Origin of the sequence: Larkinella bovis (genome assembly GCF_042655385.1) — a bacterium.
Classification (GTDB): domain Bacteria; phylum Bacteroidota; class Bacteroidia; order Cytophagales; family Spirosomataceae; genus Larkinella; species Larkinella bovis.
The window spans coordinates 133,621-147,977 of sequence record NZ_JBHSMA010000010.1; the positions used below are offsets into that span (position 1 = coordinate 133,621).

Annotated in this window: 14 protein-coding genes; 8 read left to right on the forward strand and 6 right to left on the reverse strand. The window is 53.4% G+C overall.

The genetic code is table 11. The features are described from left to right. Positions 1–100 precede the first annotated feature (100 nt). The 4 genes from ACFPMF_RS22640 to ACFPMF_RS22655 all read left to right on the forward strand — a co-directional run bounded on the left by ACFPMF_RS22640 (position 101) and on the right by ACFPMF_RS22655 (position 4,281). Positions 101–676 carry a magnetosome magnetite crystal formation protein family gene (locus ACFPMF_RS22640; RefSeq protein WP_379849357.1) on the forward strand — a complete coding sequence of 192 codons (576 nt, stop codon included), beginning with the start codon at positions 101–103 and terminating at the stop codon, positions 674–676. 646 nt (positions 677–1,322) lie between these two features. Beyond that, a complete protein-coding gene (locus ACFPMF_RS22645) occupies positions 1,323–2,468 on the forward strand; it encodes a pyridoxal phosphate-dependent aminotransferase (protein WP_379849359.1) in 1,146 nt (381 codons plus the stop codon). Positions 2,469–2,590: 122 nt separating this feature from the next. Then, positions 2,591–3,616, forward strand: a complete 1,026-nt coding sequence (aroB, locus tag ACFPMF_RS22650; RefSeq protein WP_379849361.1) for a 3-dehydroquinate synthase — start codon at positions 2,591–2,593, stop codon at positions 3,614–3,616. 128 nt (positions 3,617–3,744) lie between these two features. Next, a complete protein-coding gene (locus ACFPMF_RS22655; RefSeq protein ID WP_379849363.1) occupies positions 3,745–4,281 on the forward strand; it encodes a DUF4136 domain-containing protein in 537 nt (178 codons plus the stop codon). 45 nt (positions 4,282–4,326) lie between these two features. On the opposite strand, the gene gldA is transcribed toward ACFPMF_RS22655, so the two are convergent. Beyond that, the gene (gene gldA, locus ACFPMF_RS22660) at positions 4,327–5,280 is read right to left on the reverse strand and encodes a gliding motility-associated ABC transporter ATP-binding subunit GldA (RefSeq protein WP_379849365.1); all 954 of its coding nucleotides are present in this window, start codon (positions 5,278–5,280) and stop codon (positions 4,327–4,329) included. 216 nt (positions 5,281–5,496) lie between these two features. Here gldA and ACFPMF_RS22665 point away from each other — a divergent pair, with 216 nt between their 5' ends. Both ACFPMF_RS22665 and ACFPMF_RS22670 read left to right on the forward strand, forming a co-directional pair. Beyond that, complete coding sequence (locus ACFPMF_RS22665; protein WP_379849367.1) at positions 5,497–5,940, forward strand: lysozyme inhibitor LprI family protein; 444 nt, start codon at positions 5,497–5,499, stop codon at positions 5,938–5,940. A gap of 11 nt (positions 5,941–5,951) precedes the next feature. Then, on the forward strand, positions 5,952–7,616 hold the full coding sequence (locus ACFPMF_RS22670) for an amino acid permease (RefSeq protein WP_379849369.1): 1,665 nt from the start codon (positions 5,952–5,954) through the stop codon (positions 7,614–7,616). A gap of 343 nt (positions 7,617–7,959) precedes the next feature. On the opposite strand, the gene ACFPMF_RS22675 is transcribed toward ACFPMF_RS22670, so the two are convergent. The 5 genes from ACFPMF_RS22675 to panC form a co-directional block, all read right to left on the reverse strand. Continuing rightward, complete coding sequence (locus tag ACFPMF_RS22675) at positions 7,960–8,646, reverse strand: zinc metallopeptidase (RefSeq protein ID WP_379849371.1); 687 nt, start codon at positions 8,644–8,646, stop codon at positions 7,960–7,962. Positions 8,647–8,796: 150 nt separating this feature from the next. Next, complete coding sequence (gene rfaE2, locus ACFPMF_RS22680; RefSeq protein ID WP_379849373.1) at positions 8,797–9,279, reverse strand: D-glycero-beta-D-manno-heptose 1-phosphate adenylyltransferase; 483 nt, start codon at positions 9,277–9,279, stop codon at positions 8,797–8,799. A 178-nt stretch (positions 9,280–9,457) separates the two neighbouring features. Beyond that, a complete protein-coding gene (locus ACFPMF_RS22685; protein ID WP_379849375.1) occupies positions 9,458–10,504 on the reverse strand; it encodes a lysylphosphatidylglycerol synthase transmembrane domain-containing protein in 1,047 nt (348 codons plus the stop codon). Between the two features lie 119 nt (positions 10,505–10,623). Further along, complete coding sequence (gene panD / locus ACFPMF_RS22690; RefSeq protein WP_379849377.1) at positions 10,624–10,971, reverse strand: aspartate 1-decarboxylase; 348 nt, start codon at positions 10,969–10,971, stop codon at positions 10,624–10,626. A 103-nt stretch (positions 10,972–11,074) separates the two neighbouring features. Further along, on the reverse strand, positions 11,075–11,917 hold the full coding sequence (gene panC, locus ACFPMF_RS22695; protein ID WP_379849379.1) for a pantoate--beta-alanine ligase: 843 nt from the start codon (positions 11,915–11,917) through the stop codon (positions 11,075–11,077). Positions 11,918–12,116: 199 nt separating this feature from the next. Between panC and ACFPMF_RS22700 the strand changes: the two genes are divergently transcribed. Both ACFPMF_RS22700 and ACFPMF_RS22705 read left to right on the forward strand, forming a co-directional pair. Then, complete coding sequence (locus tag ACFPMF_RS22700) at positions 12,117–12,926, forward strand: glycogen/starch synthase (protein ID WP_379849381.1); 810 nt, start codon at positions 12,117–12,119, stop codon at positions 12,924–12,926. Beyond that, positions 12,856–14,298 (forward strand): DUF4270 family protein, encoded by a 1,443-nt coding sequence (locus ACFPMF_RS22705; protein WP_379849383.1) that lies wholly within the window; start codon positions 12,856–12,858, stop codon positions 14,296–14,298. The genes ACFPMF_RS22700 and ACFPMF_RS22705 overlap by 71 nt, the downstream gene beginning before the upstream one ends. Positions 14,299–14,357: the final 59 nt, after the last annotated feature.

The following is a 14,357-nucleotide window of genomic DNA, read 5'->3' on the forward strand; positions in this document are numbered from 1 at the left end:
GGTTTCTTCAGGCGATGACACAAATGCCGTAGAAATGTCGGGATAAAACCGGCCGACCGGAACGCCTGCCGGACTACCTTTGATCAAAAACAACGGAACCATGATCAAGGGAATACTAGCCGCAAAAATCGGGTCCCTGAGACGCAGCAAAGGACTTTCTCAGGAAGAACTCGCCGACCAGGCATCGATCAACCTCCGGACGCTGCAACGGATCGAAAACGGAAAAACCGAACCGCGCGGGCAGACGCTCCGGCTGCTGGCAAAAGCGCTGGACACGCCCGTCGAAGAGTTTCTCGATTTTACCAAGGAAGAAGATACCGGTTTTTTGCAACTGCTGAACCTGTCGGCGCTGTCGTTCTGGGTCGTGCCGCTGGGCAATATCTTTATTCCGCTGGCGCTCTGGGTCATGAAACGGGACAAGATAAAAGGCGTGAGCGAGCTGGGCCGGCGCATGATCAATTTTCAGATTACCTGGACCGTTCTCACCTTCGGTCTGGTGGCCGGCTGGATAATAATGATGGTCACGGGTAAGCTGGGGCATTGGTCGCCTTTGGTGGCTTTTGCCAGTATGGTGGGGCTTTGTGTCTTCAATTCGGTGATCATCCTCGTGGCTACGTTTCAGGTCCGGCGGGGTGGTGAAAATGTCTATTCGATCGGTTTTCCGATTCTCCGTTAAATCCCTTCCCGACGGCTTTACGGGTAGGAGAAAATAAACAAAGAAAGTTGGATTTAACAGGGAAATAGTTTGTGTAAACAAGGGCTGGATTTGGCTGATCAGGTAATTGTAAAAATTTTGTACGTTACTGATTAAAAAACCGCTGATTAAATTTGGTGAACCTGCTGTTTTCCTTACTTTTGGTTTATCAACAAACCACAGAGACTTCTTCTTTCCGGATGGGATGATCCGCTGGCCGCACTGCCGGACTCCCCAACCGAAGCACACCTTTTTAGGGGAGCGAACACGATTCGTGCGCGTTCCTGCCTGAGAATACCCGGTGCAGGTTTGATTCCGCCTGACCTTATGATGATGCATTTCTGCTGATCGGGCCGGTTGGTCGTGCTTTGCCTTTTCGCGGCACCTTCCCATCCGCTATTGCATCGGATACGAGACTGAAGCCGGTTCCATCCGGCTGTCAGCAGTTGCCATGCGCCCGGTTGCGAAGGGCGGTTCGGCGAAGCGGCCAGTGTCCGGCCGGCCGACGCACCGGGTTTGCATGACAATAGACCCAACTAGCCATCTCTATTAACACCTTATTACCAGCAGATCGCGCTGCCGATGATCGTGAGAACTTTTGAACTTGATAATCAACAAACTTCTAATTATGTCTCTTAACCGTCGCGAATGGCTCCGGTCCGGCTTGCTGGCCGGTATAGGGGTAGCCGCTGCACCAGCGGCCTATTGTGAACCCTGGCTGGACAAACCGGAGTCAGCCGCTGCGCTGCCGCCGACCGCACCGAAGGCGTTGAAAGCGCGACTGTCGGCTAACGAAAATCCGTACGGCCCGTCGCCCAAAGCCCTGAAAGCGATTTCGGAAGCGGCCCGGGAAGGGTTTCTGTACCCGTTTCAGTACGGGACGGAGTTGCAGAAAATGATTGCGGAAGCGGAAGGGGTGGCACCGGAGCAAATTCTGTTGTCGGCGGGTTCGGGCGCGTTGCTGCACGCGACGGCGCTGGAGTTTGCGCACAGGAATCCGGGGGGCAGCGTGTTGTCGGCCGATCCGACCTACGAACAACTCGTGCGGGCGGCCGTTATGCACGGTATGGCGTGGGATAAAGTGCCCCTGACGTCGGGTACGTATGATCATAACCTGGAAGAAATGGAAAAGCGGATCAACAACAAAACCAGTCTGGTGTATCTCTGCAATCCCAACAATCCGACCGGTGTTACGATGAATCCCGACACGCTGCGGGCGTTTGTCGACCGCGTTTCGGCCCAAAAACCGGTGTTTGTCGACGAAGCTTACATTCACTACACGGGCGATCCGAAAAAGTATACGGTTATTGAAAACATCAAGCAAGGCCAGAATGTAATGGTGGCCAAAACCTTCTCCAAAATCTACGGCATGGCCGGTTTGCGGATGGGGTATATGGTCGGTCAGCCCGATATGCTGAAAACCATCTCGAAATGGGGTGGTGGGCCCGGGAGCCTGAGCATGACCACCTTGCGGGCCGCGCTGGCGTGTTTCAAAGACGAGGAGTTTATCCAGTACTCGCTGGGCAAAGGGCTCGAAGCCCGGGAGTTTCTGTACACGACGCTGAAGCAGAACGGCTATACCTACCTGCCGTCGGGCACCAACTTCGTGCTGTTCCCGATCCGGATGAATGGCGACGATTTTACCGGGAAAATGATGGAAAACGGCGTCAGCGTCCGGCAGTGGAAATTCGACGGGCAGTACTGGTGCCGCGTGAGCCTCGGGACGATGGACCAGATGAAGGCGTTCGCCGACGCGCTGAAAGTTGTTTCGTAACGTCTGTAGTCTTGCTTTAGGCCCCGCCCCTTAAGCCAGTTCGCCCGGACTAAAGTCGGGCAGTCCGTGGTTGAAATCGCTTCCGAAGTTTTACCTTTGGGAGCGATTTCTTTATAACCCCTATGTCCGTTCATATCTCATCCCTGGCCGAAAGTCTGCCGGTTTTCCTGCAACAGCGCAATTATTCGGCAATTGCGGTTCTCGTCGATTCAAATACCAAGCGTTTTTGTTATCCGGCCATAAAAAATTTTTTACCGAAACATAAAATTATTACGATTCGGGCGGGCGAGGAAAACAAGAATTTAAGCAGTTGCGAAAGCGTCTGGCAGGGGTTAACCGACGCCCACTTTGACCGTCACGCGCTGGTAATTGATCTCGGAGGGGGCGTAATTGGTGATTTAGGCGGTTTTTGTGCCTCGACCTACAAGCGCGGCATTGATTTTATTCAGATTCCGACCACGCTGCTGTCGCAGGTAGACGCGAGTGTGGGCGGAAAGTTGGGTATTGACTTTCACGGATTTAAGAACCATATTGGGGTCTTTAAATTGCCGGAAGCCGTACTGATTGATACGGTTTTTCTGCAAACATTACCGGAGCGGGAGTTGCGCTCCGGATTCGCCGAAATTATCAAGCATTGTCTGATTGCCGACGAGGCCAAATGGAACGTAATCCGTCGTCTTGATCTGCACCAGCAGAATTGGGAAGATCTGGTGGCGCATTCGGTGGCCGTGAAAAAAAAGGTCGTCGAACAAGATCCAACGGAGCAGGGAATTCGTAAAATACTGAACTACGGCCATACCGTAGGGCATGCGCTCGAAACATACCTGCTGGCGGACCCCAAACGGCGGTTGTTGCACGGCGAAGCGATTGCCGTCGGGATGATTGCCGAAGCCTTTATTGCCGCCCGGAAAGGGTTGATTCCGGCGCAGTTATTAGAACAGATTGAAGAGTATCTTTTTGCGGTATACGGCCGTGTTGCCATCACCGATGCCGATCTGGAACCGGTGCTGGCGCTGACGTTGCAGGACAAGAAAAACCGGGGTGGTCAGGTGCGGATGGCGTTGCTCGACGGACCGGGCCGTTGCACCTACGATGTCCCCGTATCGAAGGCCGAAATGCGCCGGGCCTTGGAGTATTACCGAACCTAAACTGTAAGCAGGGCCGTTGCCACGGTTTTTTGAACTTTACAGCGGAAACGTGATTGTAATCAGTATTCATTACCTAACCAGTTTGTCTATAAAGAGTCACTTTTACAACCCTGTTAAACAGTTCGTTTATGAAAAATTTTATTGGCGTTCTTGTGTTGCTGGCTGTGGTTTCGCTGGCTGGCTGTATGCCCGGCAAGTTATTTGTTGAGCACGATTACAGTTACGAAGGGCATTTCAAAAACTACGAGTCTTTTAATTTTCTGGAATGTGAGTACATCGATTCTACCCTGCTTTGTTCGGATATTCAGGAAGCGATTCGTCACCAGATGGAAGCACGTGGTTATAAAGTCGCCAACCGCGGTCCGAATCTCCTGATTTCCTACAATATCTTCCGCAACGACCTGCGTTTTCGCGGGTATCAGCAGCCCGTTATCAAAGACTGGGTGGTGAGTGAAGATGGCGATGCCACCTACAAACGGATCGACTACAACCTCGACGAAGGAACGCTGATGATTTCATTGATTGATGCCGAAACCTATCAGGTAATCTGGAAGGGCTATGCTTCGCGGGTGACCCGCAATCCAAACTTTAAAAACAACTACTTCAAGGGGATCGTCCGATCCATCTTCGACCAGTACCCGCTCATGGCCTCGGCCCGGAAATAGCGTTTAGAAGGCCCAATGATGTATGAAGGGGGGGCAACTGAACCCCTATTCATGCTTCATTGGGCTTTTCTGCGTTGTCAATTCCCTGAAAATTCCCTCCAGGCTGCTCTCCTCCTGTTTCAGCCCCACCAGCGTCAGGTTTTTGTCGGCCGCCAGGCGGAAGATCGCGGCCCGCAGATCGCTGTTTGGGTCGGCCACCAGCCGGTACCGGTTTTCGCCCAACCTTTCCACGTGCCGGATACCGGGCAGGGTATTCAAAACCGCTGCATCGGCCAGATCCTGTTCAAATTCGGCCACCACCGCGATGGTGCCATCGGCGGTTTCGCGCAAGGTGCTTAGCTGGCCATCGGCCACGATTTTTCCCCGATTGATGATAATCACCCGGTCGCAGAGGGCTTCAACTTCCTGCATGATGTGGGTTGAAAATAGGACGGTTTTTTCGCGGCCAATGGTGCGGATCACCTGCCGGATTTCCGTCAGCTGATTGGGGTCCAGGCCGGTCGTGGGTTCGTCCAGAATCAACACCGGCGGGTTGTGAATCAGCGCCTGCGCCAGTCCGACACGCTGGCGGTATCCTTTCGACAACTGGCCGATCTTTTTGCGCTGCTCCAGTTCCAGTCCCACCAGGTCAATCATCTCCGCCACCCGCTGCCGCAGAACCGAACCGCCCAGGCCGTGCAGCGATCCGGCAAAGTGCAGAAACTCCTTTACGTACATATCCAGGTAGAGCGGATTGTGTTCGGGCAGATACCCCAGACTGCGCCGGACATCGATGGACTGCGTCCGGACATCAAAACCATTGACCTCGATGGTCCCTTCGGTGGGAGGCAGGTAGGCCGTGGCGATTTTCATTGTCGTGGATTTTCCGGCCCCGTTTGGGCCCAGAAAGCCCACAATCTCGCCCGGCTGCACCGCAAACGAAATGGCATCGACCGCCCGCTGGGGTGCAGCACCCGGACGGGCGTAGAGTTTGGTCAGATTTTTTACCAGAATGGACATCGAGTACGTACGAAACTACAAAGAGACAACGTGTTGTGGAATAAAACAACAAAACCGGGTTGGTGACCCGAGCGTTCGTGGGAGGCTCGAGCCTGCGAATGCAACCAATCCCGCAAATCAATGTATTAACGGCGTTTTGGAAAAACCGCTTTTAAAACCAAAAACAATTTTTATTTTTAACCCCTTGTTGACGACCTGGGAGATGAAATGACGGGGATGAGAACGAAATACATCGGTACGGTAGTAAGCTGCCTGATGGCAATCGGGACGTGGGCGCAACCGCCGGGAAATCGGGATACCTCCAGAACCTCCCTTGAAAGTATCGGCCATCCGCCGGAGGTTTTTACGAATTGCGATAACGCGCAAACGCAGACCGAACTGAATTTATGCGCCCAGATGCGGTTTCAAAAAGCAGATCTGGAACTGAATACGGTTTACCGGCAACTACTGACCCTGTTGCCGAAAGAAGACAAATCCCTGGTTATGGAAGCCCAGCGGCAATGGATTGCGTACCGCGATACCCACTGTAAAGTTTACGAAAAAATGTACGCGGGCGGGTCCATGCTGACGATGGTGGTGGCTACCTGCAAGGAAACGACTACCCTGAGCCGAATCAACGAATTGAAAGAATTGATTGCCGAACGAAAACTTAGACCATAGACACCTGCCGTATGAGTGATTCTGTATTCCGGAAAAAATCAGTAGTAAAAGCCGTAGCTGAGGTCGATGAAGGAAGTTCGTCGCACATGAACAAAGTCCTGGGCGTTCGCGACCTCACCTCGTTCGGGATTGCAGCCATCATCGGCGCCGGAATTTTCAGTACCATCGGCCGGGCCAGCGTTAACGGCGGGCCCGCGGTTTCGCTGTTGTTTGTGTTTACCGCCATTGCCTGCGTGTTTACGGCCCTCAGCTATGCGCAGTTTGCTTCCACCGTGCCGGTGAGCGGGAGTGCCTATACCTACGCCTATGTGTCGTTCGGGGAGATCTTTGCCTGGATCATCGGCTGGGCGCTGATTCTGGAATACGCCGTCAGTAACATGGTGGTGGCCATTTCGTGGTCGGAATACTTTACGTCGATGCTGGAAGGTTTCGGTGTCCATTTTCCGGGGTATTGGGCAACCGACTATGGGTCGGCGGCCCGGGCCTACGCGGAGGTGCAGGCCAGTACCGCGCCGGGTAGTTTGCCCGCCAGCACGCAGGAACTGGCGCAGGCTTTTCGGGATGCCCCCACGCTCGGCGGTCTGAAACTCATTGCGGATCTTCCCGCCGGGGTGATTACCGTGCTCATTACTGCCCTAGTCTACGTCGGGATTAAGGAGTCCCGGACGGCCAGCAACATTCTGGTGGTGCTCAAACTGGCCGTGATCGGGCTGGTCATTGGGGCCGGCGCTTTTTACGTTAAACCCGAAAACTGGTCGCCGTTTGCGCCCAATGGCGTTGGTGGTGTCCTGAGCGGGGTAGCGTCGGTGTTTTTTGCTTTCATCGGTTTTGACTCGATTTCGACGACCGCCGAAGAGTGCCGGAATCCGCAGCGGGATCTGCCGCGGGCCATGATTTACTGCCTGATCATCTGTACGGTTTTGTACGTCCTGATTACGCTGGTACTGACCGGAATGGTCAATTACAAAGAACTGGGTGTTGATGATCCGCTGGCGTATGTTTTCCAGAAGGTCGATCTGAATTTCGTGGCGGGAATTATTTCGGTCAGCGCGGTGGTGGCCATTACGAGTGCTTTGCTCGTTTTTCAACTGGGACAACCGCGGATCTGGATGACCATGAGCCGGGATGGGCTGTTGTGGCCGCGGTTCTCGAAAATCCATCCGCGTTATCGGACGCCTTCCTTTTCAACCATCGTTACCGGTTTTCTGGTCGCCGTGCCGTCGTTGTTTATGGATATGCAGTTTTTCATCGACCTGACCAGCGTGGGGACTTTCTTCGCGTTTATTCTGGTTTGCGGAGGTATCCTGTATTTAGACGCCAAAGGCCTTTCCAGCCAGTCGAAGTTTAAAGTGCCGTACATTAACGGTAAGTATATCATCGGCCTGTTGTTGATTCTTACCGTGTTTCTGGTGGCACGGTCGGGCCATCTTTTCAGCGGCATTGAAGAAAAACCGCTGCTGGCATTTTTCTGGCTCACCTGGGTGATTCTGGCCGTTCTGGCGTTCCGCTCCAATTTCTCGCTGCTGCCGGTTTTGGGTATTCTCACCAATTTATACCTCATGACCGAACTGGGCATCAGCAACTGGCTCATCTTTGTGATCTGGCTGGTGATTGGGCTACTCATTTACTTCTCGTACGGGTACCGGAAAAGCCGGTTAGCTACGCTTCAGGGCTAGGGGTATCCCGATGCGCTCGGTACCGTAAGGGGGCGATTTGCAGCTATTCCTTCTTTTAGCCTACCTTCTGTCGGACCTCAGAGAAAATTACGATAAATCATTAGTTGATTGTACAGTCAATAATAATTCTGACTATATTGTGCCCGGAAAAGTCAGGCTGATTGCCAGACAGAAGGGACAAAGAATACCCGCAGCAAGGTCTTTTCCAGAAGGCTCTACTTAATCTTTACATCTCGCAATAGTGCAGAAAGCCTGAAGGGTTTCCCTTTAGGCTTTTTTGATGGGAAACAAAAAGCGGTTCGGCAGTGAATTGCCGAACCGCCCGGTATAGAAGGACGAGTGATTAGTCACTTCGACGACCGCCCATCAGCAGACTGGCGTAGTAGAGCAAGGTAGCCAGTGAACCGAGGGCCGCAACGACGTAGGTCATAGCCGCCCACCAGAGGGCGTCTTTGGCATAACCGTATTCCCGCTGGTTAACAATGTTCCGGTTTTGTACCCAGGCCAAAGCCCGACGGCTGGCGTCGAACTCGACAGGCAGCGTTACGAAACTGAACAGGGTCGTAACGGCAAACAAGGCTACCCCAACGGCCAGCGGAATGATCGTGGTGTTGATCAACAGAATTCCGATCAGGATAATCCATTGCAGATAACTGGATGAAATCGTCAGGAACGGTACCATCGCCGAACGGAATTTAAGCGGTCCGTAGGCCGTTGCGTGTTGCACGGCGTGACCGCATTCGTGAGCCGCAACGGCTGCTGCGGCCACACTTCGACCGTAATAGACGTCGGCACTCAGGTTAACGGTTTTGTCCTGCGGGTTATAGTGGTCGGTTAGCATCCCTTCGACCGACAGGACGCGAACGTCGTAAATGTTGTTTTCCTGAAGCATTCGCTCGGCAATATCCTTACCGCTCAGACCGTTGCTCAGTCCGATTTGTGAATACTCGTTAAACTTACTTCTCAGCCGCCAGCTAACACCGGCACTGAGGAGAGCGAAAATGATGAAAATAATCCAGATTCCAGGCATGATTCAATAAAACCGGGTCGCCGGCACGATTAAGTTAAGGTTAAACAGTAGTGTGGAGCACTCTATCGAATAAACAAATATCGGTAAAAAAACAGTTCCTTGTTCATCCCGGCCCACAACCGCTGATCCCGGTTTTGGGAAGTCCGTCACTCAGCGATAGGCTTCCCGGATTTTGCCAATGAGCGCCGTAGTGGAGTAACCCGCCACGAGCGGAATGGTTTCGACCCGTCCGCCGTTTTGCAGCACCAAATCGGCACCCACAATGTCGGCGATGGCGTAATCATTGCCCTTTACCAGCACATCCGGTTTTAGGGCCTGAATCAGTTCGAGCGGAGTTGGTTCGTCGAACAGAACCACGGCATCGATAAACGCGAGCGAAGCCATCAGCCGGGCACGGGCGTATTCGTTAACCACCGGGCGCAGGGGGCCTTTGATCCGGCTCACGGACGCATCCGTATTCAGACCCAGTATTAATTTGTCGCCGAACTGGCGCGCTTTTTCGAGGTAATCGACGTGTCCCAGGTGCAGAATATCGAAGCAGCCGTTCGTAAACACAAGGCGCTTTCCTTCCGTATGCCAGCGGTCGGCCCATTCAACAGCCTGCGGACGCGTCAGAATTTTGGATTCAGTCATACTAATCACTAATCTTACTGGGGTTGGAGGGGTTGATGCTGGATACTAGATGCTAGATGTTTTTGATACTGGATGCTAGATACGGGCTGTTTTTTGGGCTCATCTAACGATCCAGCATCCAGCATCAAAACCATCCAGTATCCAAAATCTAGCATCCAGTTCATCCAGAACGTCCAACTCATCCGGCATCGGAACCATCCAGGTTAACGACCGGCTGTGTTTTTGGTTGCGGACTACGACCTTTCAGCATCACGATCAGAAAACTGACGGCACCCAGGACAACGACGTAGAACCATTGTGTAAACAGCATCAGCGTGGCTAGCGTCGCACCTTCCTGGTGGCTCAGGCCGTAGAGTGCCAGGGCCGCCCCGACCAGAATATTGAAGGCTCCGGCTCCGCCCTGCACGGGGGCAGCCATACCGATGGCGCCCATAATCAGGATGGTCAGGCCAGCCCGCCAGCCCAGGTCGGCGGTTTGCGGCATGGCCCAGAAGAGCACAAACGACATGAAATAATACATCGTCCAGATCAAAACCGTATGGAACACAAACGCGCCGGGGTTTTTCAGTTTCCGGATGCTTAGCAGGCCCTCCAGCAAGCCCCGAATAAATTTTTCAACGCGCTGGTAGAACGGTTTCTGGCGGAGGATTTCCTTGTAGCGGTTATAGAAATACCAGACCATCACGGCCAAACCGAGCAGGCAACCGCCCAGCAGGACCAGTAACCAGGTGTTGTCGGCCAGCCTGGAGGCTCCGCTGAATTTGGACGAGAAAAAATCCATCAGAAACGTACTGAGCCGGTTGAACTCGATCAGAAACGTGGCGCCAATGAGCAGCACCAGCATCATTACATCAAAAATCCGTTCGGCAACCACCGTCCCGAAACTCACGTTGACAGGCACATTTTCCAGCCGGTTCAGGGTCCCGCAGCGGGTTACTTCACCCATGCGCGGCACCACCAGGTTGGCAAAATAGCCCGTCAGAACCGCCAGCGTGGCATTAAACTGGGCGGGTCGATAGCCCACAACCGGTTCGAGCAGCAAGCTCCAGCGATAGGCCCGGCTCCAGTGCGCAACGACGGTCAGCAAACCGGAAACGACAATCCAGCGGTAATCCGCCTTGCTGAACGCATCGAACATGGCCGCCCGGTCCACATCCTTGAAAACGTACCAGAGCAAAACGCCCGCGATACCCAGGGAGATTCCGTACTTTACGATGTTTTTCAAGGTTGGTGATGGTTAGATGGAAGGGGGTTGGTGGCTGGATGCTGGATGCAAGATACTAGATGTTTTGATACGGGATATTAGTAGCTCCAGGTCCTTAACCATCCAGTATCCAGCATCATTTAAACAAGCCGGTTGTTGCTATCGGGGAAAACAACCTGCGGCTTATAGGCTTTGGCTTCTTCGGGGGTCATCATGCCGTATGAAATGATGATGATGATGTCGCCGACCTGCGCCCGCCGGGCAGCCGCGCCGTTCAGACAGATAATGCCCGAGCCGCGTTCGCCCTTGATGACGTAGGTAATCAGCCGTTCGCCATTGTTGTTGTTGACAATATGAACCTGCTCATTTTCAAGCAATCCGGCGGCATCCATCAGGTCTTCGTCAATGGTGATGCTGCCGACGTAATTCAGTTCGGCCTGCGTCACCCGGACCCGGTGGATTTTGGATTTCATTACAGTAATAAACATAGTAGTAAAGACGACCCGGTTCAAACGGACGGCCAAAATTAGTGAAAAACCGTCCATCCGTGTCAGTCACCGCAAAAACAGCCGGCGGAATGAGTTGGTTCAGTCAGAGAACGAGGTTGTCGATCAGCCGGGTCTGGCCCAGGTAAGCGGCAATGCAAAGCGCTGTGACTCCCGGCGCCTGCAACTGCTCGACCGGTTGCAGCGTGTCGGCGTTCGCAATTTCGAAATACTCCAGCCGAAAAACCGGGTGCTCCTGCAAGTTGTTGATAACGGCGGTTTTGGCGGCTTCAAGCGTTCCGCCATTTTGCAAAACCGCCCGTGCGTGGCTGAGCACCTGGTAGAGAGCCGGTGCTTCCCGGCGCTCGGCGGGCGAGAGGTTGCGGTTGCGCGACGACATGGCCAGACCGTCGTCTTCCCGCACAATCGGCATCCGGACCAGTTCCAGCTGAAACCCCAGATCACGAATTAATCGTTTGACCACGGCCACCTGTTGCAGGTCTTTCTGGCCGAAATAGGCCCGGTCGGGCTGCACAATGTGGAAGAGTTTGGATACCACGATGCCGACGCCGTTGAAATGGCCGGGCCGGAAAGCCCCTTCCAGCACGGTTTCCAGTTCGCCGAAATTCAGCTTCAGCACGGGGCTGGACGGATACATTTCGTCGACCGACGGGGCAAAAACGAAATCGCAGCCGGCGGCTTCCAGCAACTGGCAATCGGCCTCGAGCGTGTGCGGGTACCGGGCCAGGTCGTCGGGGTTGTTGAACTGCGTCGGATTGACAAAGATGCTGCAAACTGTCAGGTCGTTCTGCGCCTTGCAGGCATCGACCAGGGCCATATGACCGGCGTGTAAAGCCCCCATCGTGGGAACGAGTCCAACCAATCGGCCGGCCCGGCCTTGAGAATCAAGGGCTTGCCGTAATTCGGCAATCGTTGTGTAGAGTTGCATAACTGGGTTTTAAACGAACCGCCCGTTCTGCGGCAGCCGGTATTCCAGGCGCAAATTCGGCAAGAACGGCTTTGGATTGACAAAACAGGAGTTTTTCTGGCGAAAATCTATTGAAATACCAGAAAAAATTGTATAATTTTGCAGATTTTTAATTTAGTCCGCTACGGCGGTTATTTCACTAAAGCCCCCCAATCGTGCTATGAGCAAACTACGGATTCTCTACGTTGCCAGTGAAATCAACCCGTTTCTACAGACCTCAGCAGTAGCCGATTTCGTTCGGAAACTCCCGCAGGCCATGCAGGAACGTGGTATGGAAATTCGCATTTTGGTACCACGTTTCGGGCTGATCAATGAGCGTAAAAACCGGCTTCACGAAGTGGTCCGGTTATCGGGTATCAATATTACGGTAGGTGACGAGGAGAAACCGCTGATCATCAAAGTGGCCTCCATTCCTAATGCCAAGCTTCAGGTGTATTTTATTGACAACGAAGACTATTTTCAGCGGAAACACGTTTTTCTTGACAAGGATGACCGATTCTACGAGGACAACGACGAGCGGACCATTTTCTTCTGCAAAGGCGTTCTGGAAACCGTAAAGAAACTGGGCTGGTCGCCCGACATCGTTCACTGCAACGACTGGATGACGGCACTGATTCCGCTGTACCTGAAAACCACTTACAAGAACGACCCGATGTTTAAGGATACCAAGTCGGTGTTCTCGGTGTATAATAGTTCGTTTTCGTACCGGTTCGACGACGGTCTGGTGGAAAAAGCCAAGGCCATGGATGTGGACGATGATATGCTGAAATACCTGAAATCGGCAGATTTCGACGGTTTTATCCGCATGGGCTGTACGTATGCCGATGTGGTGGTCAAAGCCGATGAAGATTATAGCGAGAGTCTAAATAGTATTTTGAATGATTTGTCCAACAAGAAAGTTGAACTCACCGAAGAAGGCCAGGAAGTTGCTGATCAATACTACAATCTTTACACGGAACTGGCGGGATAGCCGGTCGTTCAACGGCGTTCGGCTGAGTCTGCTCGCGGTTTTGGTGGCACTGGTTTCGGTGCTCGTGGCTTGCGAAGAGCCCAAAGACATTGGCCTGCCGCCCAACACGGCCATTGGGGTGTTATACACCGACACACTGACCGTCAGTACCTCGACGGTTTTGCTGGATTCGGTGGAAAACGACCGCAATCTCCTGCTGTTCGCCGGGCAGTATAATGACCCGGTTTTCGGGAAGGTGTCGGCCAAAGCCTTTGGTCAGTTATACGTGGAATCGGGCAATTTCAAGACCGAAACCGAAATGGTGTATGACTCACTGGTGGCCTGGGTGGGCTATACGTACGTGTACGGCGATACGACCCGGTCGCAGGAGATTTTCCTTCACCGGCTGACCGAAGATCTGGACACGGCGAAGCGGTATACCGCCAATTCGTCAGCCACCTACGAGGCTCAGCCTTTGGCCAAGTTTGAACTGACACCCACGGCCAAAGGAGGCTCCAAATACGTTAAACTGTCGGATGCGCTGGGTCGCGAACTGCTGGAGATGTCGAAAGGGTCCGGCATTACCCAGGCTGATTTTGCGAAAAAATTCAAGGGCATTGCCCTCGTTCCCGGCGCCACGAATACGACGGTTTTTGGATTCAGCAATGGCGTAGTCTACCTTGAACTGTATTACCACAGTGCCGCCGATACGACCAAAAAGCTGGCAACCGACTTTTCAACGAACCGGGCCCGGCCTTCGTTTAGCCAGATCAAGGTGGATCGGTCGGGTACGAAGCTGGCGGGTCTGAGCGTCAGCAAACCGCTGACAGCCTCGGCAACGGGGGGCGAAATGTTTTTGCAGGGCGCCACGGGGGTCACCACCAAAGTCTCGTTCCCGACCATCGAAAACCTGAAAAAAGAATCGGGCCGGATTGCCATCAACCGGGCGGAACTGCAGTTTTTTGTCAAGGGAGGCAGCCCCGGCGGACCCGTAACCTCCGTGGTGTCGCTGGCGCAGACCGACGCGAATAACCACGTGCTGTATACCCCCGAACCCGGCACGGGAACCCGGCTTTACCACCTGGTACAAACGCAGGCCGGTACGTTTCAGTCGGCCAACAAGTGGTACTACCCGCAGATTGTTGGGTATAGTTCCCGCATGAAAACGTATACGTTCGACCTGACGACCTATCTGCAGGCGCTGCTGGTCGGGTTTGCGCCGAATAATGGGTTGGTTCTGTTTCCGCTCTCGACCACTTCGCTGGTGCAAACCAGTTCGATTGGTACACCGCAGTATCTCTCGCAGCCGTACATTTATAATCAGCTAAACGGATCGGTTTTAAGCGGGCCGACCAGCGCAAAACTGGTTGTCTTTTACACGTATACACCGTAAAACCGTAACCAGCAATAAAAAAGCCAGCTCATTCGTGGGCTGGCTTTTTTATTGCTGGT

What these genes read in the sequence shown, in the direction of transcription:
- ACFPMF_RS22640 (WP_379849357.1), top strand. Translation starts at nt 101, where the DNA reads ATGATCAAGGGAATACTAGCCGCAAAAATCGGGTCCCTGAGACGCAGC.
- ACFPMF_RS22645 (WP_379849359.1), top strand. Translation starts at nt 1,323, where the DNA reads ATGTCTCTTAACCGTCGCGAATGGCTCCGGTCCGGCTTGCTGGCCGGT.
- aroB (WP_379849361.1), top strand. Translation starts at nt 2,591, where the DNA reads ATGTCCGTTCATATCTCATCCCTGGCCGAAAGTCTGCCGGTTTTCCTG.
- ACFPMF_RS22655 (WP_379849363.1), top strand. Translation starts at nt 3,745, where the DNA reads ATGAAAAATTTTATTGGCGTTCTTGTGTTGCTGGCTGTGGTTTCGCTG.
- gldA (WP_379849365.1), bottom strand. Translation starts at nt 5,280, where the DNA reads ATGTCCATTCTGGTAAAAAATCTGACCAAACTCTACGCCCGTCCGGGT.
- ACFPMF_RS22665 (WP_379849367.1), top strand. Translation starts at nt 5,497, where the DNA reads ATGAGAACGAAATACATCGGTACGGTAGTAAGCTGCCTGATGGCAATC.
- ACFPMF_RS22670 (WP_379849369.1), top strand. Translation starts at nt 5,952, where the DNA reads ATGAGTGATTCTGTATTCCGGAAAAAATCAGTAGTAAAAGCCGTAGCT.
- ACFPMF_RS22675 (WP_379849371.1), bottom strand. Translation starts at nt 8,646, where the DNA reads ATGCCTGGAATCTGGATTATTTTCATCATTTTCGCTCTCCTCAGTGCC.
- rfaE2 (WP_379849373.1), bottom strand. Translation starts at nt 9,279, where the DNA reads ATGACTGAATCCAAAATTCTGACGCGTCCGCAGGCTGTTGAATGGGCC.
- panD (WP_379849377.1), bottom strand. Translation starts at nt 10,971, where the DNA reads ATGTTTATTACTGTAATGAAATCCAAAATCCACCGGGTCCGGGTGACG.
- panC (WP_379849379.1), bottom strand. Translation starts at nt 11,917, where the DNA reads ATGCAACTCTACACAACGATTGCCGAATTACGGCAAGCCCTTGATTCT.
- ACFPMF_RS22700 (WP_379849381.1), top strand. Translation starts at nt 12,117, where the DNA reads ATGAGCAAACTACGGATTCTCTACGTTGCCAGTGAAATCAACCCGTTT.